Source organism: Microbacterium algeriense (assembly GCF_008868005.1).
GTDB classification, from domain to species: domain Bacteria; phylum Actinomycetota; class Actinomycetes; order Actinomycetales; family Microbacteriaceae; genus Microbacterium; species Microbacterium algeriense.
This window is the reverse complement of record NZ_WAAO01000003.1, coordinates 107116-130709: the sequence shown is the minus strand read 5'-3', so window position 1 is coordinate 130709 and position 23594 is coordinate 107116. Positions and strand designations below refer to the sequence as shown.

Genomic DNA, 23594 nt, shown 5'->3' with positions numbered 1-23594 from the left:
TAGCGGGGGCGTCTCAGCCGTCGACGTCGAGGTACGCGGGTGCGTCGGCCGATCGCGTGCCCGGGATCCGGGTCAGGGCGCCGAGGTGCTGACGAACGTCGTCGAGATCGCCCCGCGCGCGGTCCATCGCAGAGCGCTGAAGCTCGATCACCGCTCGCGCGCGGTCGAGCATCCCGGGAGGCAGCGGCGTCGACGGCGGGGTCCAGGGCGCGAGGTCCACGATCTCGGCCGCGCCCGGTGCGGCGGCGAGCACCCGCCTCGCATCCTCCTCGAGCCGATCGAGCAGCGCGGTCCATTCGTCCGTGCTCACGCGCGCGCCTCGGCCACCGTTCGGGCCGCCTCGTGCCATGCGTCCCGCAGGGGCGCGATGATCTCGTGGCACGCGCGGGTGCGCTCCGGGTCACGGCCGATGTTCGCGCCGATGAGCGTCTGGGACAGGAAGACATACAGCGAGCGCAGGCCGGCGCTGCCGTTCCAGTCGTCCGTGAGAGACGAGGAGAGCTCCGAGATGATCGCCTGGGCATGCTGGAGCTGCGTGTTGGCCTCGGCCCAGTCCTCGGCGCGCTGCGCCTTCTCTCCGCGCTCGATGTCGAGCAGCAGGCGATCGTAGAGCATCGTGACGAGGCGCTCCGGCGGTGCGGACAGCACGGCGTCCTCGCGGTAGCGCTGCTGGGCACGCAGAGCGGCGTTCATGCTCACTTCCCCGATCCCGAGCTCGAACCGGGCAGCGAGGCGATCTGCGACGCCAGGTACGACGACTGCGACTGCATCTGCGACAGCATGACCTCCAGTCGCGCATAGGTGCGCTCGAGGCTCGCCTTCCGCTGTGCGAGGCGCACGTCCCAGCGCTCCATCTGCTCGCCGAGGCTCTTCACCTCGCTCTCCTGACCCGTGATGCGGGAGGTCAGCAGCCCGTCGTACTTGTCGGAGTAGACCTTCGCGGTGTCCTGCACGCGCGAGGCGATGCCCGAGAAGAGTCCGGCGACCGCGTCCGGATCCTTCGCGAGCGCCTCGGCGAACTTCTCCTCGTCGAAGCTCAGCACGCCGTACATGTCGGTCGAGATGCCGATGGAGGAGGGGGAGACGCCGTCCACGGGGTGCTGCACGGCGTCGGCGAGGGCGGTCCGCAGTCCGCGCACCGTGCTGTCGCCGGTGAACACGCCGAGCGTCGTCTTCTGTCCCTGACCTGCCGCGACGGTCGCCTTCGAGCCGTTGTCGATGCGGGTCAGGATGTCCTTGATGAGGGCGATGAACTCGCCGGAGGCCTTCGTCCTGGCCTCAGAGTCGACGGAGACGCCGATCGTGACGGGGTCGGCCGACGCCGTCGTCACGGTCACATCCACACCGTCGAACAGATCGGTGAACGTGTTGCTCGACGACGTGATGACCTGTTCGGCGCTGGTGCCCGCCCACAGCCGGACCTGCGCGTCGGTGCCGACCGCGATGACGGCCGCGCCCGGCTCGGCGGCGATGTCCGCGGCCGTGCCGGCCTCGACGGCGGCGATGTCGCCGCGGTAGGCGCGGAACTGGCCTTGCTGACCAGGGTCGGCGGCACGCAGCTGCAGGCGGTGCATCGCCTTGCCGTCGGCGTCGACCCCGGCGGGGACGGCCGTGGCGATGATGCCGGCGCCGGAGTCGTTGATGGCCTGTGCGACGTCCTGCATCGAGGCGGAGTCGGCCGTGACCTGCACGCGCTCGCCCTTCGCGTTCTCCAGCGTGAGGACGGGCGGGTCGACCGGCCATCCGGCGGAGGCGGTCGAGACGATGGTGTGGTTCTTCGCCACGCGGTCGACGACGATGTCGGCCGAGAGGGGGGCGGCGCCCGTGCGCGTCGCGACCGTGACGGTGGGCGAGGACGAGGAGGTCGTGAACCGTGCCAGTCCGTCGCGCGATGCTGCCTTCTCGGCCGCGGTGGCGAGGTTCTGGATCGACGTGTTCAGCGTCTGCAGCTGCGAGACGATGCCGTTCTTGTCATCCATCTTCGCCTTGAGCAGCGACCGGGGGATGGCGTGCACGTCCATCAGCGCCTTGATGACCTCTGTGGTCTTCAGGCCGGAGACGAGGCCGTCGAGGGAGAGCGACATGGGCGCCTTTCCGGTTCGGGGGCGGATGGGGCCCGGGCGACGGCGGAGACCGCCGCCCGGACCTCACGAGGTGGTTCAGCGCAGCAGCTGCAGCACGCCCTGGTTGGCCTGGTTGGCCTGGGCGAGCATCGCCGTTCCCGCCTGCGACAGGATGTTCGCGGACGTGAACTTGACCATCTCGGACGCCATGTCGGTGTCGCGGATGCGGCTCTCGGCGGCCGAGAGGTTCTCCGCCGACACGTTGAGGCTGTTGATGGTCGACTCGAAGCGGTTCTGCAGCGCACCGTAGCCGGCACGTGCGGTCGAGACCGCCTGGATCTGCGTGTCGATGCCGGCCAGGGCCGCACCGTAGCTCGCCGCGTCGGTCATGGTCGCCGCGAGCGTCTTGATGTCGGCACCGAGGGTGTCGAAGTCGGTCAGGGCGACCGAGATCTGGTCCTCGGCGGCGACGGCGCCCGCACCGACCTGGAACGTCAGCGTCGTGCCGCCCGAGAGCAGCTTGATGCCGTTGAAGTTGGTGCTGTCGGCGATCCGGGTGAGCTCGTCACCGAGGGTGTTGATCTCCTTCTGGATCGCGTCGCGCGACTTCGCGTTGTTCGAGTCGTTCGCACCCTGGTTGGTCAGGTCGCGAACGCGCTGCAGGATCGAGTGGACCTCGGTCAGGGCGCCTTCCGCGGTCTGGATGACCGAGATGCCGTCCTGGGCGTTGCGGGCGGCGACGTTCAGGCCGTTGACCTGCGAGCGCAGGCCCTCGGAGATCGCCAGACCGGCCGCGTCGTCCGCTGCACGGTTGATGCGCAGACCGCTCGAGAGCTTCTCGAGCGACTTCGACAGGTCGTTCTGCGTGTTGGACAGGTTGCGGTAGGCGTTGAGCGCCGACACGTTGGTGTTGATCTGCATACCCATGAGGGTTTCCTCCGTGAATGTTGTGGAACGGGGGACCATCCGTGGTCTCCCGTCCTCACCTATCGGCGGAGGTGTCGTGCCCGTTAGGGGCGAGTGGATCGGGTCAGGCCGGTGCGGGGTCTCGGAAGACGTCGGCGATGCGCGCGCTCGCGGCATCGGCGATCCTCGAGAAGTAGGCATCGCGTGCACCGGCGGAGACGCGCGTCGTGGTGACCGGTGCGGATCCTTCGGCGAAGTACCTGTCCAGCGCGTCCCGCAGCAGCCGGATGGCCTCGGATCGCTGCTGCGACACCGCCGAGTGGGTCACGCCCAGCTCCTCGGCGATCTCCTTGACCGGCCGCTCCTCGAAGTAGACGGCCTGCACGATGCGGCGCATGCGCTCGGGGAGCGCGAGGACGGCCTGCTCGAGCACCTCGCGCCGCTCGCCGACGAGCGCCGACTCCTCGGGCAGGGGGACGTCCGCGGTCACGTCGCGGGCGGAGGGGTCCTCGATCGTCGTCACGGTGCGTGCGGCATCGCCGAGCGCTTCCACGACGACCTCCTTCGCCACGCCCATCGCCGTGGCGACCTCGGCGGCGGTCGCGGTCCTGCCGAGCGCGGAGGTGAGCGTCTCGCGCACGGCGACCGTCTCCTTGATGCGCTTGCGGATGCCGCGGGAGGCCCAGTCCATCGAGCGCATCTCATCGGCGAACGCACCGAGGATGCGTCGGCGGGCGTAGGCGCCGAAGGGGACGCCGAGGTCCGCGTCGAAGGCCTCGGCGGCCGTCACGAGCGCGAGCGCTCCGACGGCGGCGAGTTCGTCGCGGGGGATGTGGGTGGCACGGGCGTGGGTCTCGGCGGCGAGGTATCCGACCAGGGGGAGGTTGCTCTCGATGAGCGCATTGCGCTCAGCGCGCGACGGCATAGGGGATGATCCACCTCTCTGGATGCACTCCAAAAGATCCAAGGAGATGAATAGATGCGCATATCACACTTGTCGTGATTTGTACATGGGGAGAACTATCCATCGCCGTTCCACATAGTAACGTTAGAGACGCGCTGGCCGATAGTGACCTTTGGCCGCGTCGTCAGGCGGGGCGATCACTGGGGAAAAGGGGATCATGGGAGCCAACGAACTATCGATTCAGCTGTGGCGCGAGCGCGAACTGCTCGAGATGCTGCTCTTCAAGCTCGACGAGCAGCAGCTTCTGCTCGCCGCGGGGCGATCCCAATGGATCCAGTTTGCCGCACGGGAGATCGATCAGGTTCTCGATCGGCTGCGGGGGGCAGCGCTTTCGAGGACCGTGGAGGTCGCCGCCGTCGCCGAGGAGTGGGGGGCTCCCGAGGCTGCGACGATCCGCGAGCTGATCGAGCACGCGCCCGAGGGGGCGTGGCAGGAGGTCTTCGCGGATCACATGCGCGCGCTCACCCGCCTCGCCGCGGAGGTCGAGCAGATGCGTGATGCGAACGCGGAACAGCTCGCCGGCGTGCTCCGCGCCACCCAGGAGACCATCGCCGCGCTCGGACACGACACCGGCGAGTACACGACCACCGGCGACCGCGCCCGCGACGACGCAGCGCGCATCGTCGACACCGAGATGTGACCGAGAGGGATTCATGTCGACCTTCAGTGGATTGACCACCGCCGCCAGCGGACTCGCGGCAGCGCGCCGCGGCATGGACGTCGTCGGGCAGAACATCGCGAACCAGAAGACAGAGGGGTACTCGCGGCAGCGCGTGCTGACCTCGGCGGTCGCCGCCGTCGCGCAGTCCGGGCGCTTCAGCGTCGGAGCCGTCCCCGGCCACGGCGTCTCGATCGACGGTGTCGCCCGGCTCGGCGACGCCCTGCTCGACGCGCGCGTGCGGGATACGCTCGGCGCGTCCGGATTCTGGTCGGCGCGGGCCGTGACCGCCACGGCGATCGAGGCGTCGCTCGCCGAACCGACCGAGAACGGACTGGCCACCCGCCTGTCCAAGTTCTGGTCGGGATGGCAGGACCTCGCGAACACCCCTGATTCCGGGGCAGCCGCGGCCAGCGTGCTGGAATCGGCGAAGGAGCTGGCCTCCCACATCGCAGGCGGCTACCGCACCGTGGCGACGCAGTGGAGCGAGGCACGCGCCGGGGCCGAGCGCACGGTATCGCAGGTCAACGCCGCCGCCGATCAGATCGCGGTGCTCAACGGCGAGATCCGCGACGCGCTCGCCTCCGGACGCTCCGCGAACGAGCTCATGGACCAGCGCGACCTCCTCGCGCAGGGCGTCGCCCGGATGTCCGGAGCCGCGTCCACGGTCGAGAGCGACGGGACGATGACCGTCCGTCTGGGCGGCAACGCCCTCGTCTCCGGCTCCGACGCGCGCCATCTCGTGCTCACGGGACCGGCCGCCATCGACGCCGGACAACGCTTCAGCCTCGCCTGGGACTCCGCGCCCGACCTGCCGGTGTCCATCGACGGCGGCGAGCTGGGGGGCGCGCTCTCCGTGCTCGCGCCGGCGTCGGAGGGCGGGATGCTCGCCGGACTCGCCGCGACGTACGATGCGGTGGCGACCGCACTGGCCGACGCGCTGAACGCCCAGCACCGCGCGGGCGTCACCGCCTCGGGGCAGCCCGGCGGCGACTTCTTCACCCTGCCCGCCACCGGATCCGCGGCCCTCGGACTGCGCGTGGCCGTCACCTCCGCGTCCGACCTCGCGCTCGCCGCGCCCGGCGCGGGCGCCAAGGACGCGACCAACGCCGACCTCATCTCGCAGATCGGCCGCCGAGCGGACTCCCCGGACGCGCTCTGGTCCGACCACGTCACCCGCTTCGGGGTCGCGACCGCCGCCGACGTGCAGCGCGCCAAGGTGTCCGACTCCGCCGCGGTCGCCGCAGCGGGAGCGCAGCAGTCCGTGGCCGCCGTCGACGGCGACGAGGAGACCATCAACCTCCTCACCTATCAGACCGCCTATCAGGCCGCGGCGAGAGTCATGACGGCCGTCGACGAGGCCCTCGACGTCCTCATCAACCGCACGGGCGTCGTCGGACGCTGATCGAAGGAGCATCGTGATCTCTCGTGTGACGTCCTCGTCCATGACCCAGACGGCCATGCGCCAGCTGCAGTCCAATCTCTCCGAGCTCGCCCGTCTGCAGGAGCAGGCCACCTCCCAGCGGGCCTTCGCCGCGCCCTCCGACGACCCGGCGGCGGCCGCGACCGCGATGGCGCTGCATGCCGAGCAGCGCCGCAACGAGCAGTACGCGCGGAACATCGACGACGGACTCGCCTGGGTCACCGCCGCCGACTCCGCCATCACCGCCAGCACCTCCCTGCTCAGCCGCGTGCGCGACCTCACCGCGCAGGGGGCGAACGACGGAGCCCTCGACGCGACGGCCAAGGAGGCGCTGGCGGTGGAGCTCGAGGGCATCCGCAAGGAGCTCTTCGCCCAGGCCAACACCCGGCTCCTCGGGCGCTCGGTGTTCGCCGGCACCTCGGACACGGCCGCCTTCGCCGCCGACTACAGCCACAGCGGGGTGCCGGGAGCAGAGGTCACGCGGCGCGTGTCCGACGCGGCCTCCGTCCGTGTCGACACCGATGGCGCGGCCGTCTTCGGCACCGGCGACGACTCCGTGTTCGCGCTGGTCGATCGGATCGTCGCGGACCTGCGTTCGGGAGCCAACGTGGGCCCCCGGCTGGCGGAGATCGACACCCGCCGCACGGCCATGCTCGGCGTGCAGGGCTCCGTGGGCACCCGGCAGTCTCAGATCGAACGCGCCAAGGAGGCGGCAGTGCAGAATTCCGTGTCCCTCGAATCCCGCCGGACGGCGGTGGAGGACGTCGATTCGGTCGAGGTGCTCGTCCGCCTGCAAGCCCAGGAGCTCGTGTACCGCTCCGCGCTCGCCGTCAACGCGCGCGTCCTGCAGCCGTCGCTCATGGACTTCCTGCGATGAGCGCGGCACTGACCTTCCTCGCCCCTCCGCCCGGACTCGCGCCGCACGTCGACTTCGACCTCGCGCCGGTCGACGGCGCGGACGGCCTGTTCGCGATGCGAGCGGCCCGGGACGCCGACCTACGGCTCTACCTCGTCGACCCGCGCACGGTGTTGGACGAGTACGCCCCCATCCTCACCGACGAGCAGGCGGACGGCCTCGCGCTCGGCTCGCCGGACGACGCGCTGATCCTGGTGGTCGCGCACCCGTCGTCGGAGGGCGTGAGCGTGAACCTGCTGGCTCCGGTGATCGTCAACCGCACCACGGGAGCGGCGTCGCAGGTCATCCTCGAGGACCAGGACTACCCGCTGCGGGCTCCCCTCGGCTGAGAGGGGCTCTCGCGGGTGCGGTCCGCGGTTCGCCCACCGCCCTCCCGGGAGAACGGCGACTAATCTGGAGTCGTGATCCTTGCCGTCGACACCTCACTGGGCACGGCTGTCGCCCTCGCCGATGCGGACGGGGCCCGACGCGCCGAGGCCGCAGCCGCCGACCCTCTCGGCCATGCCGAGGTCATCGGCGACCTCCTCGTCGAAGCTCTGCGGGAGGCGGGTGACGGGGAGATCACGCACGTCGTCGCCGGCATGGGACCGGGACCGTTCACGGGTCTGCGCATCGGCATCGCCGCGGCGAGGGCGTTCGCCCTGGGCCGGGGCATCCCGGTGATCCCCGTCCCGAGTCATCTCGCGGCGGCGCTCACCGCCCTCCAGACCGAGACGCAGCCGTTCGCGATCGTGACCGACGCCCGCCGCCGCGAGGTCGCGATCACGGTCTTCGACGGCGTGGATGAGGACGGGATCCCGCAGATCGTCGCCGACACCGTCCTGGTCAAGGCGGCGGACGCCGATGCGCACCTCGACGGCATCCACCGCGTCGACGTGGCCGCGCTCTCCGCGCTCGACCTGGCGAGGGTGGGTGCGCGCGCTCTGGCCGCCGGCCGCACCCTCGCGGGGGAGGAGCCGCTCTACATGCGACACCCCGACGTGACCCTGCCCGGTGCGCCGAAGAAGGTGGGGACATGACGCTGCGCGACGCGACACCGGCAGACCTCGACGCGATCATGGCGATCGAGAACCGATCCTTCCCCACGGATGCGTGGAGCCGCGAGACCATGGCGGCGGAGCTGTCGAGTCCGCACGGCCGGTACCTCGTCGACGATCAGGACGGCGCGGTCATCGGCTACGGCGGGGTGCGTGCGCTCCGCGGCAGCGCGGACGCCGACATCCAGACCATCGCGCTCCTCGCCGAGCATCGCGGCCAGGGCAGGGGTCGTGCCCTCCTGCGTGCGCTGCTGGCCGCTGCGACCGAGCGAGGCGCCAGGGAGGTCTTCCTGGAGGTCCGGGCGGACAACCCCGTCGCGGAAGGGCTGTACATCGCCGAGGGGTTCCGGGAGATCGGCCGTCGGCCCCGCTACTACCAGCCCGATGACGTGGATGCGATCGTGATGCGCCGGGAGCTGCCGCGCCACGCGGCCTCCGCCGAGACCGTCGAGGAGGCGAAGGCATGAGCGGACCCCTGGTGCTCGGCATCGAGACGAGCTGCGACGAGACCGGCATCGGCATCGTCCGCGGACGGACGCTGCTGTCGAACACGATCGCCTCGAGCATGGACGAGCACGCCAGGTACGGCGGCGTCGTGCCGGAGGTCGCGGCGCGCGCACACCTCGAAGCGCTGCAGCCGGCCATCGACGCCGCGCTCGCGGAAGCCGGGGTGGGGCTGCACGAGCTCGACGCCGTCGCCGTCACGAGCGGTCCGGGACTCGCCGGTGCCCTGATGGTGGGAGTCGGCGCCGCGAAGGGCCTCGCGGTCTCCCTCGACAAACCGCTGTACGCCGTCAACCACCTGGTCGGGCACATCGCCGCCGACATCCTCACCGCCGACTCCGCCCCCCTGGAGTACCCGACCATCGCGCTGCTCGTCTCCGGAGGGCACACCTCGCTGCTGCATGTCCGCGACCTCACCACCGATGTCGAGCTGCTCGGCGAGACGATGGACGACGCCGCCGGGGAGGCCTTCGACAAGGTGGCACGGCTGCTGTCGCTCCCTTATCCCGGCGGGCCGGAGATCGACCGCGCCGCCGTCGACGGCGACCCCGACGCGATCCGCTTCCCCCGGGGCCTGTCCCGCGCGTCCGATCTGGCCGCGCATCGCTACGACTTCTCCTTCTCGGGCTTGAAGACGGCTGTCGCGCGGTGGGTGGAGCGCTGCGAGGCGGACGGCGTCGAGGTGCCGCTCGCCGATGTCGCCGCGAGCTTCCGTGAGGCGGTCGTCGACGTGCTCGTGACGAAAGCGCTCGCCGCGTGCGCGGACCTCGGCGTGCCCCGGCTGCTCCTCGGCGGCGGTGTGATCGCCAACCGGCGGCTGCGGGAGGTCGCACTCTCGCGGGCCGAGGCGGCAGGCGTGACCGTGCGCATCCCTCCGCTGTCGCTGTGCACCGACAACGGCGCGATGATCGCGGCTCTCGCCGCCGAGCTCATCTCCTCCGGACGGCATCCGTCGACGCTCGCGTTCGGGGCGGATTCGACCCTTCCCGTGACCGAGATCCAGATCGCCGAGGCGGTTCCGGCATGAGCGACATCTCCGGTCCCCGCGGCCCGTCCTCTCCGCCTGCTCGGATCGAGCAGCCCAGCGAGGAGGTCGAGCACCCCGCCCGGTCCGCACGACTGCCAGGAGCACCGCGCGACGGCTACACGAAGCTGCCCACCGGTCCGGTCGGCATCGAGCCGGTCGTGGTGAGCGGCCCCGACATCGATGCGCCCGAAGAGGCGGAGTGGGAGCCGACGACCGGAACGATCGACGTCGACGAGACGCGGCTCGCGCCCTGGGCTCTGCTCGCTGCCATCGTCGCGCTCGGCGCATCGTTCTTCGTCGGCTGGGGCATCCCGGTCGCGGTCGTCGCGGTGATCGCGGCGATCATGTCGCTGCGGCGGCCCGTCGAGAGCAGGGCGATCGCGCGCTGGGCGCTGGTCCTCGGACTGTGCGCGACCGTCTACAGTCTGGGCTGGCTGGTCTGGGCCGGAATGCAGTTCGAGAAGCTGGGCTGAGCCGTGCTGAGCCCGGACGACCTCCAGGAGCTGCGTTCGCTGCAGGAGCGGGCCTACGGGCGAGACGCCGGTCTCACGGCGGCGGAAGCGGAGCGACTGCGCGAATTCGAGGAGCGGCGCTTCTCCCGGCCGCCCGAGACGACGGACGCCGCGGATGCGACCCTGCGCGGGCCCGTCGGCTCCGAGCGCATCACGGCTGCGGAGACGGGGGAGGCCGACGCGGGTCATGCCGCTCAGCTCGCCGAGGAGCAGGCCGATTCCCGTGGACAGCCGATCGCTCCGGACCCGGGGCTCCCGGACACGGCGTCCCGCAGCAGCGCACGGGCCCTGCTGCGGCGCCATTGGCGCCCGGCCGCGCTCATCGCTGCGGCATCGCTCCTCGCCGGCGTGGGGATCGGATGGGCGGCATCGGCGGTGTCCGCTCCAGCGCCGGTCGCACTGACCGCCGAACAGCAGGAGTGGCAGAACGACCTGCTCGCCAGCGGCGACTACGACTCCGGATCGGTGCGCGCGGTCGCCGTCGAAGAGGGCACGGTGGTCTGGACCGCGACCAAGGACGAGCGGTCCCGCACGTGCCTGATCCTGAGCACGGGAGACGTCACCCAGCCGAGCTGCGACCGGACCGAGACGGTGGCCACCACGGGCATCTACGGCTCGATCACCGTCGACGCCGACGACGACCGGCAGCGCCAGGTCGCCGTGCAGATGCTGCTGACCGCGGCGGGCGAGCCCGCTGTCGCCGTGAGCGCGTACGACTACGACACCGGGATCAGCGGCATCACCTACGCGAACGACGAGGAGGCGCTGATCGCGGAGCGCCTGGTCGACGACGGCTTCGACGCGAACTCGCTGTGGGTGGTCGGCTACGACGACGACGTGCCGGTGTGGTCGGGGATCCAGACCGAGACGCAGAATCCGTGTCTGATCTACGGCGGCTCCGCGCCGGACGATCCCGTGACCTGCGCCGATCCGGAGACGATGCAGGAGGAGTCCTCGAGCCTCGTCCTCAACGTCGTCGACGCCGAGACCGGCGGCGTGACACATCTCGAGATGCGGTCGAACCGGGGGCCGACGTATCTCGTCATCACGCGGGAGGAAGGCGTCGTCGGTGCCGGCGGGGACTGAGCCCGAAGAGCTCCGTGCCCTGCAGCGGAAGGCGTACGGCCCGCACGGCGGCGCCCTGACCGACATCGAGGCGCGGCGGCTTCGCGAGCTCGAGCAGGCCGGACGATCGACGACCCCTCCGGTGGAGGACGCGTCATCCTCGGCGCGGCCGGAACCGACCTCCGAGCCGCACTCGACCGTCGCGGAGGAACGGTCGTCGGGTGGCGGTGCGGATGCCGCCGGTCCCCTCCGCGAAGCCGAGCCGGGCGCACCCTCCGTCGACGAGCAGTCCGAGACGCCGGTGCGGTCGCTGCGACGGCATGCGGCCGCAGTCGTCACAGCGGCGCTCCTGCTCGCCGCGGGCACGGGTGCCGGCTGGGCGCTGTTCGCCCCGCGGGTCGACGGCATCCCGCTGACCGAGGATCAGCAGCAGCGACGCGCGGAGCTGTCCGCCGACGCGTTCGACCAGGGATCCGTGCGGGCGATCGCGGAGAGGGACGGTGCGCTCGCCTGGTACGCCACCCAGGACGGCGGCGACATCCACTGCCTGATCCTGGACCTCGACGAGCAGTCGCAGACCGACTGCCTGCCCTCCGACGAGATCGAGCGCGGTCTGACCGCGTCGCTCGCCCTGCCACCCGGAGACGAGGCCGAAGAGGGCGGCGTCCTCTACGCCACGATGCTCCTGTCCACGACGGGGGAGCCGATGGTCGGCATCCAGCGGTGGACGTCGACCTCGATGCTCTCCTGGCAGTTCGAGGGGGAGGAGCTCGCCAGAGCGGAGTCGCTCGTCGCGCAGGGCTATCAGCTCGGGGTCTCCATCGTCGGCACGTTCCGTGGCGCACCGGTCTGGGTGGCCGACCGGGTCTCGGAGCAGGGGTCCACACTGCGGTGCCTCGTCGTGGATGCGGCCGACGCGGGGCTGATGGAGTGCGAGCCGCTGGAGACGGCGGTGTCGAACGGGCTCCGCACCGAGGTGCTGGACACCGATCCGGACCAAGCGGCGGTGCTCGAGCTGAAGTTCACGACTCAGCAGACTCCCTACCTCACCATCACCGCCCCGCCCCCGGGTCCCCCCGCCTCCGTCGTGGTGCAGGCCCCTCCCGGCGACCCCATCGAGGTCTCCACCCCCGACCGCTGACCCCATCTCCCCCCTCCCCCTCCCTCCCCTCCCTCCCTCCCCCTCCTCCGTCGTCGAGTGCACGGCTTCGCGTCGAGTGCACGGCTTGGCCGCGCGAGGATCCCGTGCATTCGGCGACATCCCGTGCACTCGGCGGAAGGAGGGAGGGGGGAGGAGGAGGAGAGGAGGAGGGGGAGTCAGGGGGAGGGGATGCGGTCGGCGAGGATCGCGCGGCGCTGGTCGCCGATGCGGGCGAGGATCAGCGTCGCCTCCTGGTCGCCTCGGAGGGCCAGCTTCCTGCGGAACGCGGCGGGGTCGATGTCGACGCCGCGCTTCTTGATCTCGAGACGGCCGATCCCGTGCGCCTTGAGCGCGGCGCTGATGGCCTTGGGATTCGCCGCCATCGTCTCGCGCACACGGAACGACTGCACGAACGGACTGGTCACCGCGGCATCGGAGGTCAGATAGGCGATGTGCCGGTCGAGCATTCCGGCGTCGAGGCTGCGGGCCACGTCGCCGATCAGCCGGGCGCGGATGACGGCGCCGTCCGGTTCGTGCAGGAACGCCCCCAGCTCCCGGACCGGCTCGTCGACGGTGTCCGCGGGAGCGGTCATCTCGTGCGAGCGGTCACCGCGGATCACCAGCGCCGCGCGGCGGACGCCTTCCCGAGCGAGCGCTCCGCTCCACACGACGAGCTCCACCACGCTGCCGTCGGCGCTCACCCACTGCGCCTCGGCGTCGGCGGGCAGCGCGTCGCGGTCGTGCCCTGGACCGAGCTTGATCCCGGTCGGCACGCGTGCTGCGACGTCGAACGCCCAGTCCAGGGAGGGCGAGTAGCCGTCGGAGGACACCCGTCGGGTCTCGCTGTGGCCGGACGTGCGCCGAGCCGGATCCATCCAGATGGCGCGTGCCCCCGAGGCCTCCGCTTCGGGGAGTGCCTCTTCGGCGGTGGCGTGACGCACCTGGGCGGCGGCACCGAAGGGCGCGAGGTTGTACGCCGCGATGGCGGAGGTGACCTCGTCGGCGTCGACGGCGAGCACGTCCAGGCCGGCGCCGGCGAAGGCGAGCGCGTCGCCTCCGATGCCGCAGCCGAGGTCGGCGACGCCCGTGAAGCCCGCCTGGCGGATGCGCTGCGCGTGGCGCGCGGCCACGGCGAGCCTCGTCGCCTGCTCGAGGCCGGCGCGGGTGAAGAGCATGCGTGCGGCGAAGGGGCCGAACTTGGCGGTGGCCTTCGCGCGCAGATGCGCCTGCCCGACGACGGCCGAGACGAGTTCGGGGGAGTGTCCGTCGGCGCGCAGTCGGGAGACGGCGCGTGCGACCTCGGCGATGTCCTCGATCGGCCCCAGGCTGTCGAGCAGTTCCAGGCCCACGGGGGTCAGCAGCGCGCGCAGCTCGGACATCTCCACGTCCTCAGCCTAATTCCCCGGCGCGGAGCCGACCTACGCGGTGCGCTGGCACTCGCATTGCATGAGTGCCAGCCGACCGCCTACACTGGCATTAGCACTCTCGGGTTGAGAGTGCGAACAAGTCTTTCGTGTCAGCGTCAAGAAAGAAGAGGTAGACCGTGTCGGTTTCCATCAAGCCGCTCGAGGACCGCATCGTCATCAAGCAGGTCGAGGCCGAGCAGACCACCGCCAGTGGCCTGGTCATCCCCGACACCGCCAAGGAGAAGCCCCAGGAGGGCGAGGTCGTGGCGGTCGGCCCCGGCCGCATCGACGACAACGGCAACCGTGTTCCGCTCGACGTCGCCGTCGGCGACCGCGTGCTCTACAGCAAGTACGGCGGCACCGAGGTGAAGTTCGGCGCAGACGAGTTCCTCGTCCTGTCGGCTCGCGACGTCCTGGCGGTCGTCGTCCGCTGATTTGCGGAACCTGATTCCCGTCTCCTCTGAGGGGCGGGATCGAGGTCCTCGAAGGGGGCCCGGATGCGTATCGCATCCGGGCCCCCTTCCGCGTTCCGCCACCGGGCATCCCTTTCCTGCCAACTTCTCCCGGCGAGCCCGTCGCGGGGATTTGCGGACCTCGACTCGGGCATAGGGTTGTGCGGTGCCCCTCGAGTCTCCCCGCGCCACGCAGACCGCGGGCGTCGCGTATGCCGGAGCCGCCTACCTGCTCTGGGGTGTGCTCCCTCTCTACTTCCTGCTCCTCGTCCCGACCGGTCCGTGGGAGGTGGTCGCATGGCGGGTGCTGCTGTCGTTCGTCTTCTGCGTGCTGCTGCTCACGGTCACGCGCGGCTGGGCGGCGTTCGGCGTGATCCTGCGGCAGCCGAGGCTGCTGGGCTGGACGGCGCTGGCCGGTCTGCTGATCTACGTCAACTGGCAGGTGTTCCTGATCGGGACGCTCAGCGGCAACGTCGTCGAGACGAGCCTGGGCTACTTCATCAACCCGATCACGACCGTGCTGCTGGGCGTCTTCGTGCTGAAGGAGCGCATCCGGCGGCTGCAGTGGGCCGCCATCGCCATCGCGGCGGTCGCCGTCATCGTGATCGTCGTCGCCTACCGGCAGTTCCCGTGGATCGCGCTGTCGCTGACAGCGTCCTTCGGCGTCTACGGACTCATCAAGAAGAAGATCGGCCCGGCGGTCGACGCCGTGAGCGGTCTGACTCTGGAGTCCTTCTGGCTCATCCCGATCGCCGTGGTCCAGCTCGTCCTCGTCGCGCAGACGACCGGCATCACGATGGGCGCGAACGGATGGCCGCACGCCCTGCTCCTCGCCTTCGCCGGCGTCGCCACGGCCGTGCCGCTGCTGCTGTTCGCCGCGGGGACCCGGCGCATCGACCTCACCGTGATCGGGATGATCCAGTTCATCACGCCCGTCATGCAGTTCCTCATCGGCGTGGCCGTGCTGCACGAGCCGATGCCGCCGGAGAGATGGGCGGGCTTCATCATCGTGTGGATCGCGATCGGCATCTTCGTCGTCGACCTGCTCCTGGCCGCACGGCGCGGCCGGAGGAGCGTGCAGCCGGAACTCGTCTGAACCGGGGGCTCAGCCCGCCAGGAACCCGGTGTCGGATCGTTAACGCACCGAAACATCGGTGACCCCTACGCGAGACCTTTCGGTCCTAGTGTTAGAGCACCCGACCGTGGTCACAATCCACGGCCAGTCACGCAAGGGAGCATCATGACCGCATTCACGCGCTCGCGCAGCGCCAAGATCCTCGCTGGAGTCGCGCTGCTGAGCGCCTCGGCGATGGTCATCGCAGGTTGCAGCAGCACGCCATCGGACGAGCCGTCGGACGGTGGCGGATCGTCCGCCGACCTCACCCTCAAGCTGGGTTCGCTGCTGCCGCAGACCGGATCGCTGTCGTTCCTCGGCCCGCCGATGGAGTCCGGCGTCGGACTCGCGGTCAAGGAGGTCAACGACGCCGACGCCGGCGTCACGATCGAGCTGACAGCGGAAGACGAGGGCGACACCGACACGAAGGCGTACGAGACCTCGATCACCAAGCTCCAGAGTGCCGGCGTGAGCGCCATCGTCGGCGCGGCGGCATCGGGCGTCTCCCGTCTGATCCTCGACGGCAACGTCTCCGCAGGCATCCTGCAGATCTCCGCCTCGAACACAGGCCCCGACTTCACCGACTGGGACGACAACGGCCTCTACTTCCGCACCGCTCCCAGCGACCTGCTGCAGGGCGAGGTGCTCGGCAACCTGATCGCCGAAGACGGACACAAGACGCTGGGCGTCATCTACCAGAACGACGCCTACGGCACGGGTCTGTTCGACAACATCAAGTCGACGTTCGAGGGCGCTGGCGGCGAGGTCGTCGCCGACGCGTCGTACAACGTCGGTGACGGTCAGTTCGACGCGCAGGTCGAGACCATCAAGGCGCAGAACCCCGACGCCGTCGCGATCGTGTCGTTCGACCAGTTCAAGACCATCGCCCCGCTGCTGGTCAACGCGGGCATCTCGCCGGACAAGTTCTACCTGGTGGACGGCAACCTGTCGGACTACGGCTCGTCGCCCGACACCAACTTCCCGTTCTCGCTCGAGGGCGCCCAGGGCACCAAGCCCGGACCGGCGCTCGAGGACGACTTCACCGACCGTCTGCAGACGTTCTGGACGGGTGAGGGCAACCCCGAGGTCAACGACTTCACCTACGCGGCCGAGGCCTACGACGCCGTCGTCCTCGTCGCGCTCGCCTCTCTCGCCGCAGGATCGACCGAGGGCGCGGACATCGCGGCCAAGATGGCCGAGGTCTCCGGCGGCTCCGGTGACGGCGAGAAGTGCACCAGCTTCGCCGAGTGCGCGAAGATCATCAACGACGGAGGCACCGCCGACTACGACGGCTACTCCGGCGAGATCACGTTCGACGAGAACGGCGACCCGCAGGGTGCCTCGATCGGCACGTACGTGTACGGCGCGGACAACCTGATCACCCGCACCAACTGATCGACGAAGAAGGCCCCGGATGCGGAATCCGGGGCCTTCTTCGTGTCCGGCCCTTTCGACAAGTTCAGGGACCCGATCCTGCGGAACCCTTCGACAGGCTCAGGGACCCAATCGTGTCTGTCGAAGCGTCCGGTCGGCCGCGTCAGGCGGCGTCCGTGCCCAGCGTGCCGAGGTAGAGGCCGATGACCTTGGGATCGTTCAGCAGATCGCGTCCGGTGCCCTCATACGCGTCCTTGCCCTGATCGAGCACGTACCCGCGGTCGCAGATCTGCAGGCAGCGCCGCGCGTTCTGCTCGACCATGATCGTCGTGACACCCGCCTTGTTGATGTCGGAGACGCGGATGAACGCGTCGTCCTGACGGACGGGGGAGAGGCCGGCGGAGGGCTCGTCGAGGAGCAGCACCGACGGATCCATCATGAGCGCCCGCGACATCGCCACCATCTGGCGCTCGCCACCGGAGAGCGAACCGGCGCGCTGTTTCAGGCGCTTGCCCAGCTCGGCGAAGATGCCGGTGACGAACTCGAGACGCTCCACGTAGATCTTGGGGTTCTGGTAGAGCCCCATCTGCAGGTTCTCCTCGATCGACAGCGACGGGAAGACGTTGTTCGTCTGAGGAACGAAAGCGACCCCGCGCTTGACGAGCTTGTCGGCCTTCAGTCCGACGATGCTCTCGCCGTTCACGGTGATGTCACCGCTTCGGACGTTCACCATGCCGAAGATCGACTTCAACAGCGTCGACTTCCCCGCACCGTTGGGACCGATGATGCCGATCAGCTCGCCCTGGCGTGCGATGAGGTTGGCGCCGTTGAGGATGTTCACCCCTGGCAGGTAGCCGGCGTGCACGTCCTTGAGTTCGACGACGACATCGTCGGCGGACGATGCTGCGGGGTTCTCGGCGCTCATGCGTTGCCCTTCTGATCCGGATCGGCGGTGCTCGTCGCTTCGAGCTCCGCCTCGGCCTCTGCTTCGATCTGCTCGCGGAGCCGGGCCGCGGCGTCGCTCTCGATCACGGGGATGCGACCGGTGACGGCACCGAGGTCGAGGTCCTGGTGAGCGCCGAGGTAGGCGTCGACCACCGCGGGGTCCTCCATGACCTCGTCCGGCGGTCCCTCCGCGACGATACGGCCCTCGGCCATCACGACGACCCAGTCGGCGATGTGGCGGACCATGTGCATGTCGTGCTCGACGAACAGCACCGTCATCCCGAGTTCCTTGAGATCGAGGATGTGGTCCAGGAGCGACTGGGTGAGCGCGGGGTTGACGCCTGCCATCGGCTCATCGAGCATCACCAGGGTCGGGTCGCTCATGAGGGCCCTCGCCATCTCGAGCAGCTTGCGCTGTCCTCCGGAGAGCGAGGCGGCGAAGTCCTTCTCCTTGGCGTCGAGCTTGAAGCGGGCGAGCAGCTCGCGCGCCTTCCCCTCGATCTCCCGGTCCTGGGCGCGCCACAGGAACGGGAAGAGGCTCGACCAGAATCCCTCGCCGCGCTGGCCGGGAGCACCGAGCTTCATGTTCTCGAGCACCGTGAGCAGCGACAGCGACTTGGTCAGCTGGAACGTACGCACCTGCCCCATGCGCGCCACCTTGAACGAGGGGACACCGGCGAGGTTCGTCCCATCGAACGACCAGGTGCCGCTGTTGGGCTTGTCGAACCCGCAGAGCAGGTTGAACAGGGTGGTCTTGCCGGCTCCGTTCGGCCCGATCAGGGCGGTGATGGCGCCGCGAGGAATCTCGACGTGGTCGACGTCGACGGCGGTCAGACCGCCGAAGTGACGCTGCACGCCGTCGGCCACGAGGATCGGATCGACCTTCGGGACGCCCGGTGCGGCCGGACCCTTCGCGAGCCCCGTGGTCTTGGGGCGACGGATGCTCCCGGTCGTGGGCGCCGCCTCGACGTTCTCGTCGGGGGTGGGTTCAGTGGACAAAGGTCATCTCCCTCTTGTCTCCGAGGATGCCCTGAGGACGGAAGATCACGAGCAGCATCAGGGCGATGCCGACGAAGATGAACACGAGCGTCGAGGCCTGGCTGTCGGACATCGGCAGGATGCCCGCCTTCGCCAGGGCGGGGAGCAGGTTCGCCATGAAGGCGAACACGACCCAGAACAGGATCGCGCCCAGCGTCGGCCCGAAGACCGTCGCCGCTCCTCCGAGCAGCAGCACGGTCCACAGGAAGAACGTGAGCGAGGTCGTGTAGCTGCCGGGGACGACGGCGGACGGGAGGACGAACACGATTCCGCCGGCCGCGCCGATGATGCCGCCGACCACGAGCGCCTGCATCTTGTAGGCGAAGACGTTCTTGCCGAGCGAGCGCACGGCATCCTCGTCTTCGCGGATGCCCTTGAGCACCCGGCCCCACGGGCTGCGCATCAGCGACCACACGAGGAGGATCGCGATGGCGAGGAGGATGATGCCGAACACGCGATTCCACAGGTCGTTCGCGCTGAGAGTCCACGGACCGAACCCGTAGGTCCCGGTGGGGAACGGGTTGGCGTCGCGGAATCCGCCGTTGAACTGCGCGAGTCCGTCGGCCGAGTTGGTGTACTCGTCGAAGATCTGCGTGGTGAACAGCAGTCGCACGATCTCACCGGCCGCGATGGTGGCGATCGCGAGGTAGTCGGCGCGCAGTCGCAGCGTCGGGATGCCGAGGATCACCGCGAAGAGCGCGCCGCCCAGAAGGCCGATGAGCATGCCGACCCACCAGGGCAGCCCGAAGGTCAGCACCGAGATGGCGTAGCCGTAGCCGCCGATGGCCATGAACGCGGCCATGCCGAAGTTGAGGAGTCCCGCGTAGCCGAAGTGCACCGCCAGACCGGTCGCCGCCAGCGCATAGGCGATCGTGACCGGGCTGATCAGGTAGACGGCAGTGTTCGAGAGGATGCTTCCGAAGTCCACGGTCAGCCCAACCTTTCCTTGCGTCCGAGCAGGCCCTGCGGCCGCACCAGGAGGATCACGATGAGCACGACGAGCGCGCTCGCGTACTTGAGGTCGGACGGGATCCACAGAGTCGAGACCTCGACCGCGATGCCGACGATGAGCGAGCCGACGAGGGCGCCGAACGCGGTGCCCAGGCCGCCGAGCGTGATCGCGGCGAAGATGAGCAGCAGCATCTGCATGCCCATGTCCCACTTCACGCCGGGGCGGAAGTATGCCCACAGGATGCCGGAGATCGCGGCCAGCGTGCCGGCCAGGATCCACACGTAGCGGACCACCCTGTCGACGTCGATGCCGGAAGCGGCGGCCAGCTGCGGGTTGTCGGAGATGGCGCGGGTGGCCTTGCCGATGCGGGTGCGCGTGAGGAAGAACGCGACCCCGATGATCACCACGATGCTGACGCCCATGCCGATCAGGTCGATGTACGACAGCGAGATCGGCCCGAATCGGAACGGCTCGGGGCTCGCGCCCGGGAGCTGGCGGGTCCCGCCGCCGATCATGTACTGGAAGGCGTAGCGCAGTGCGAGCGAGAGGCCGATGCTGACGATCATCAGCTGGACGACCCCGAGGCCCCGGCGTCGCAGCGGGCGCCAGATGCCGGCGTCCAGAGCCCAGCCGAACAGACCGCCGCCGACCACGGCGGCGACGATGCCGAGCCACAGCGGGAGGTGCCAGAACGACGTCGTCACGAGAGCGACCAGACCGCCCCAGGTGACCATCTCGGCGTGCGCGAAGTTCGACAGGCGCGTCGTGCCGTAGATGAGCGCGGCGCCCATCGAGGCCAGGGCCAGCAGGAGCCCGAAGTTGAGCCCGCCGACGAGACGCGATGCGAGCTGATCGAAGAAGGATGTGGTCATGCGCTCTCCCTCGCCGAGGAAGAGGTTCATGATCTTGGTGCCCGTCAAGCCGAACTCGACTTCGAACGAGGCGGTCGTGCCCGCGATCGGCTGTGTTCCCTCGGGGAGCTGGGCGGCGTCGACGATCACGCCGTCGGGGAGGGTGTCCTCGTCGACGGTGAGCGTGTACGTCTCCTTCTCGGGAACGTACAGTCGCCACTTGCCGTCGGCGTCGGTCTCGGTCTCTCCCTCGAAGCCGTTGCCCTCGATCGTCATGACGACGCCCTCGACGGGAGCGTCGTCAAAGGTGATGACGCCGGCGAAGTAGAAGTCTGTGATCTCCTGGCCGTCGTCGGTCTCTTCGGCGGAGGCCGACGACGGGGGCTGCAGCCAGAGGAAAGCGATGGCGAGGAGCGACGCCAGCAGGATGATGACCCACCGCTTTCCGCTTCGATTCGCCGAGATCGTCGGACGCACAGAACCTCCAGCCCAGTACACAGGCCATGACGGAGTTGTGCATCGGCCTTGATGTACGACGGTATGAGCGTAATGTGTCGGCTCTGTTTCGACCAAGGCACGATCTGCTCACGGTGAGAACGATCCCATCACGACGGTGCGGAAGCTCGCTGCGTCGCGCCCTCGTCCGGCGTGCGACCCCAGCCCCCGCCGGGAATTTCCTCAGCCTCCTCACGCTTAGAATTGGTACACCCTCGCCCCCAGATCGCGCCCGCAGGAGGACAATCCATGGACCAGCACGACCCCTTCGGCTTCGTTGGACTGACGTACGACGACGTGCTGCTGCTCCCCGGGCACACCGATGTGATCCCGAGCGAGGCCGACACGTCCTCAAGGATCACGCGTCGGATCTCGGTCGCCACTCCGCTGCTGTCGAGCGCGATGGACACGGTCACCGAGTCGCGTATGGCGATCGCGATGGCGCGCGAGGGCGGCATCGGCATCCTGCACCGCAACCTGTCGATCGCCGACCAGGCCGCGCACGTCGACCGGGTCAAGCGCAGCGAGTCGGGCATGATCACCGACCCGATCACGACGACGCAGGACGCGACCGTCGAGGAGGTCGACGCGCTGTGCGCGAAGTACCGCATCTCGGGTCTGCCGGTGGTCGACGACGAGGGCAAGCTGGTCGGCATCATCACCAACCGCGACATGCGCTTCGTCTCGGGCTTCGAGCGCCAGACCACGTTCGTCAAGGACGTCATGACGAGCGAGAACCTCGTCACCGCTCCCGTGGGTGTGGCAGCCGGCGAGGTCATCGCCCTGTTCGCGAAGCACCGCGTCGAGAAGCTCCCGCTCATCGATGAGGACGGCAAGCTGGCCGGCCTCATCACCATCAAGGACTTCGACAAGAGCGAGAAGTACCCCCTCGCCACCAAGGACGACCAGGGCCGCCTGCGCGTCGGCGCCGCGATCGGATTCTTCGGCGACGCCTGGGAGCGGGCCGAGGCGCTGCGCGACGCCGGAGTGGACGTGCTCGTCGTCGACACGGCCAACGGCCAGTCGCAGGGCGTGATCGACCTCGTCAAGCGACTCAAGGCCGACGCCTCGTTCGAGCACATCGACATCATCGGCGGCAACGTCGCGACCCGTGAGGGTGCGCAGGCCCTGATCGACGCCGGAGTCGACGCGGTCAAGGTCGGCGTCGGCCCCGGCTCCATCTGCACCACGCGCGTCGTCGCGGGTGTCGGCGTCCCCCAGGTGACCGCGGTCTACGAGGCCTCGCTCGCCGCACGCCCCGCCGGCGTCCCGGTGATCGCCGACGGCGGTCTGCAGTACTCCGGCGACATCGCCAAGGCGCTCGTCGCCGGCGCTGACGCCGTGATGCTCGGCTCCCTGCTGGCCGGAACCGACGAGTCCCCGGGCGAGATCGTCTTCCAGTCCGGCAAGCAGTTCAAGCAGTACCGGGGGATGGGCTCGCTCGGCGCGATGCAGACGCGCGGCAAGCAGACCTCGTACTCGAAGGACCGCTACTTCCAGGCGGATGTCCCCAGCGACGACAAGCTGATCCCCGAGGGCATCGAGGGGCAGGTGCCGTACCGTGGCCCGCTCTCGGCCGTGGCCTATCAGCTCGTCGGCGGTCTGCGTCAGTCGATGTTCTACGTCGGAGCGCGCACCATCGAGGAGCTCAAGACGCGCGGCAAGTTCGTGCGCATCACCTCGGCAGGGCTCAAGGAGTCGCACCCGCACGACGTGCAGATCGTCGTCGAGGCCCCGAACTACAAGAAGTAGTCGCACGCAGCGAGGGAGGGACCGGATGCTCGCATCCGGTCCCTCCCTGCATGTCTGCCCGAAGCGATGTCAGCCGCACCGGTAGGTGACGCCGTCGATGTTCCACACTCCGGGGCCGAGCTCGGCGCACGTGCCGAAGATGTTGGCGAACACCGCGACGAAGAAGATGATCGCGATGATCCAGAAGATCGTGATGATCGCGCCCACGATGATCCCGGCGATCGCGAGCCCCTTGGGCTGACCGGCCCTGCCGAGCTTCACGGCGGCGACGATGCTGATCACCAGGCCGATCGGTGCTGCGACGACCGCGAGCACCAGTCCGACGATCGACAGCACGCGACCCGGCGGCGTCGGGGTCGGCTGGCCGTAGGGTGCGGCTCCGGGAGGCGAGTACGGCGGGGCCGATTCCTGCGGAGGCGAGGACGGCGGGACCGAGGAGGCGGGCGGAGCCGGCGGGGGTGCGCTCGGCGTCGTGGAATCCGGCGTGGGGGAGTCCGGAGTCGGGGAGTCGGGGAACGGGGGGTTCGTCATGGGCTGTCCTGTCGCTGAGGAGTGGGGCATCGCGGCACGGCGGCCGCTCCGGTAGCCCCGAGCGTAGAGGGGCCGCCGTGCGCGCACCACCCCGATCGACCGGAGCCCCCGCAGGTCTTCCCACCGTCGGAGCCGCGGCGTAGCGTGCCGGTATGTGTCGAAACATCGTCCCGCTGAACAACCTCGAACCCGCCGCGACGGAGGAGGAGTGCCACGATGCCGCGCTGCAGTTCGTCCGCAAGATCTCCGGGAGCACCGCGCCGTCCCGCGCCAACCGGGAGGTCTTCGACCGCGCGGTCGACGACATCGCCGAGGTCGTCCGTCGGCTCCTGGATGAGCTCGTGACATCCGCCCCGCCCAAGAACCGCGACGAGGAGGCGGCGAAGAGGCGAGCCCGATCCGCGGAGCGCTACGAGGCGATCAGGGTCTATCAGCAGGAGAAGCGCGCGGCGCGCGCCGGCGTCTGAG

26 protein-coding genes are annotated in these 23594 nt (G+C 69.6%); 15 read left to right on the top strand and 11 right to left on the bottom strand.

Translation table 11 applies throughout. The features are described 5' to 3' along the window. Positions 1-13 precede the first annotated feature (13 nt). The 5 genes from F6A08_RS14340 to F6A08_RS14320 all read right to left on the bottom strand — a co-directional run bounded on the left by F6A08_RS14340 (position 14) and on the right by F6A08_RS14320 (position 3894). A complete protein-coding gene (locus F6A08_RS14340; protein ID WP_151459815.1) occupies positions 14-310 on the bottom strand; it encodes a hypothetical protein in 297 nt (98 codons plus the stop codon). Further along, positions 307-693, bottom strand: coding sequence for a flagellar export chaperone FliS (gene fliS, locus F6A08_RS14335; protein ID WP_017203669.1), 387 nt, complete (start codon positions 691-693; stop codon positions 307-309). The genes F6A08_RS14340 and fliS overlap by 4 nt, the downstream gene beginning before the upstream one ends. 2 nt (positions 694-695) lie before the next feature. Next, positions 696-2084, bottom strand: a complete 1389-nt coding sequence (gene fliD, locus F6A08_RS14330; protein WP_151459814.1) for a flagellar filament capping protein FliD — start codon at positions 2082-2084, stop codon at positions 696-698. 75 nt (positions 2085-2159) lie between these two features. Further along, entirely contained in the window at positions 2160-2990 is an 831-nt protein-coding gene (locus tag F6A08_RS14325; RefSeq protein WP_124894966.1) for a flagellin N-terminal helical domain-containing protein, read from the bottom strand. Positions 2991-3093: 103 nt separating this feature from the next. Next, a complete protein-coding gene (locus F6A08_RS14320; protein WP_151459813.1) occupies positions 3094-3894 on the bottom strand; it encodes a sigma-70 family RNA polymerase sigma factor in 801 nt (266 codons plus the stop codon). 196 nt (positions 3895-4090) lie between these two features. Here F6A08_RS14320 and F6A08_RS14315 point away from each other — a divergent pair, with 196 nt between their 5' ends. From F6A08_RS14315 to F6A08_RS14270, 10 genes are all read left to right on the top strand, one after another. Next, entirely contained in the window at positions 4091-4573 is a 483-nt protein-coding gene (locus F6A08_RS14315) for a flagellar protein FlgN (RefSeq protein ID WP_017203665.1), read from the top strand. 13 nt (positions 4574-4586) lie between these two features. Next, the gene (flgK, locus tag F6A08_RS14310; RefSeq protein WP_151459812.1) at positions 4587-5996 is read left to right on the top strand and encodes a flagellar hook-associated protein FlgK; all 1410 of its coding nucleotides are present in this window, start codon (positions 4587-4589) and stop codon (positions 5994-5996) included. 13 nt (positions 5997-6009) lie between these two features. Further along, complete coding sequence (flgL, locus tag F6A08_RS14305) at positions 6010-6891, top strand: flagellar hook-associated protein FlgL (RefSeq protein WP_026049911.1); 882 nt, start codon at positions 6010-6012, stop codon at positions 6889-6891. Beyond that, entirely contained in the window at positions 6888-7259 is a 372-nt protein-coding gene (locus tag F6A08_RS14300) for a flagellar assembly protein FliW (RefSeq protein ID WP_017203662.1), read from the top strand. Before flgL ends, F6A08_RS14300 begins: the two co-directional genes overlap by 4 nt. Positions 7260-7331: 72 nt before the next feature. Further along, positions 7332-7949 (top strand): tRNA (adenosine(37)-N6)-threonylcarbamoyltransferase complex dimerization subunit type 1 TsaB, encoded by a 618-nt coding sequence (gene tsaB / locus F6A08_RS14295; protein WP_151459811.1) that lies wholly within the window; start codon positions 7332-7334, stop codon positions 7947-7949. Further along, positions 7946-8434 carry a ribosomal protein S18-alanine N-acetyltransferase gene (gene rimI / locus F6A08_RS14290; RefSeq protein ID WP_017203660.1) on the top strand — a complete coding sequence of 163 codons (489 nt, stop codon included), beginning with the start codon at positions 7946-7948 and terminating at the stop codon, positions 8432-8434. Before tsaB ends, rimI begins: the two co-directional genes overlap by 4 nt. Continuing rightward, entirely contained in the window at positions 8431-9498 is a 1068-nt protein-coding gene (tsaD, locus tag F6A08_RS14285; RefSeq protein WP_017203659.1) for a tRNA (adenosine(37)-N6)-threonylcarbamoyltransferase complex transferase subunit TsaD, read from the top strand. Before rimI ends, tsaD begins: the two co-directional genes overlap by 4 nt. After that, positions 9495-9971 carry a hypothetical protein gene (locus F6A08_RS14280; protein WP_124894969.1) on the top strand — a complete coding sequence of 159 codons (477 nt, stop codon included), beginning with the start codon at positions 9495-9497 and terminating at the stop codon, positions 9969-9971. Before tsaD ends, F6A08_RS14280 begins: the two co-directional genes overlap by 4 nt. 3 nt (positions 9972-9974) lie before the next feature. After that, positions 9975-11096 carry a hypothetical protein gene (locus F6A08_RS14275; protein ID WP_151459810.1) on the top strand — a complete coding sequence of 374 codons (1122 nt, stop codon included), beginning with the start codon at positions 9975-9977 and terminating at the stop codon, positions 11094-11096. After that, complete coding sequence (locus F6A08_RS14270) at positions 11080-12216, top strand: hypothetical protein (protein ID WP_151459809.1); 1137 nt, start codon at positions 11080-11082, stop codon at positions 12214-12216. The genes F6A08_RS14275 and F6A08_RS14270 overlap by 17 nt, the downstream gene beginning before the upstream one ends. Positions 12217-12392: 176 nt before the next feature. Here F6A08_RS14270 and F6A08_RS14265 read toward each other — a convergent pair whose 3' ends face one another. Then, on the bottom strand, positions 12393-13595 hold the full coding sequence (locus F6A08_RS14265; protein ID WP_192576813.1) for a class I SAM-dependent methyltransferase: 1203 nt from the start codon (positions 13593-13595) through the stop codon (positions 12393-12395). A gap of 164 nt (positions 13596-13759) precedes the next feature. Here F6A08_RS14265 and groES point away from each other — a divergent pair, with 164 nt between their 5' ends. The 3 genes from groES to F6A08_RS14250 all read left to right on the top strand — a co-directional run bounded on the left by groES (position 13760) and on the right by F6A08_RS14250 (position 16583). After that, complete coding sequence (gene groES / locus F6A08_RS14260) at positions 13760-14056, top strand: co-chaperone GroES (RefSeq protein WP_017203655.1); 297 nt, start codon at positions 13760-13762, stop codon at positions 14054-14056. 184 nt (positions 14057-14240) lie between these two features. Further along, complete coding sequence (rarD, locus tag F6A08_RS14255) at positions 14241-15170, top strand: EamA family transporter RarD (RefSeq protein ID WP_151459807.1); 930 nt, start codon at positions 14241-14243, stop codon at positions 15168-15170. 144 nt (positions 15171-15314) lie between these two features. Next, complete coding sequence (locus tag F6A08_RS14250; RefSeq protein ID WP_017203653.1) at positions 15315-16583, top strand: ABC transporter substrate-binding protein; 1269 nt, start codon at positions 15315-15317, stop codon at positions 16581-16583. A 142-nt stretch (positions 16584-16725) separates the two neighbouring features. Here F6A08_RS14250 and F6A08_RS14245 read toward each other — a convergent pair whose 3' ends face one another. Genes F6A08_RS14245 through F6A08_RS14230 form a run of 4 tightly spaced genes read right to left on the bottom strand, consistent with a single transcriptional unit; the run spans position 16726 to position 20825 of the window. Further along, positions 16726-17487, bottom strand: a complete 762-nt coding sequence (locus F6A08_RS14245) for an ABC transporter ATP-binding protein (protein WP_151459806.1) — start codon at positions 17485-17487, stop codon at positions 16726-16728. Beyond that, positions 17484-18449, bottom strand: coding sequence for an ABC transporter ATP-binding protein (locus tag F6A08_RS14240; protein ID WP_051000907.1), 966 nt, complete (start codon positions 18447-18449; stop codon positions 17484-17486). Before F6A08_RS14240 ends, F6A08_RS14245 begins: the two co-directional genes overlap by 4 nt. Positions 18450-18495: 46 nt before the next feature. Beyond that, the gene (locus F6A08_RS14235; protein ID WP_017203650.1) at positions 18496-19473 is read right to left on the bottom strand and encodes a branched-chain amino acid ABC transporter permease; all 978 of its coding nucleotides are present in this window, start codon (positions 19471-19473) and stop codon (positions 18496-18498) included. A gap of 2 nt (positions 19474-19475) precedes the next feature. Beyond that, entirely contained in the window at positions 19476-20825 is a 1350-nt protein-coding gene (locus F6A08_RS14230; protein WP_017203649.1) for an ABC transporter permease subunit, read from the bottom strand. A 267-nt stretch (positions 20826-21092) separates the two neighbouring features. Between F6A08_RS14230 and guaB the strand changes: the two genes are divergently transcribed. After that, entirely contained in the window at positions 21093-22595 is a 1503-nt protein-coding gene (gene guaB, locus F6A08_RS14225) for an IMP dehydrogenase (RefSeq protein WP_017203648.1), read from the top strand. Positions 22596-22664: 69 nt separating this feature from the next. On the opposite strand, the gene F6A08_RS17695 is transcribed toward guaB, so the two are convergent. Continuing rightward, positions 22665-23126, bottom strand: a complete 462-nt coding sequence (locus F6A08_RS17695; RefSeq protein WP_164479533.1) for a DUF4190 domain-containing protein — start codon at positions 23124-23126, stop codon at positions 22665-22667. A gap of 152 nt (positions 23127-23278) precedes the next feature. Here F6A08_RS17695 and F6A08_RS14210 point away from each other — a divergent pair, with 152 nt between their 5' ends. Continuing rightward, entirely contained in the window at positions 23279-23593 is a 315-nt protein-coding gene (locus tag F6A08_RS14210; protein WP_017203646.1) for a DUF2277 domain-containing protein, read from the top strand. Position 23594: the final 1 nt, after the last annotated feature.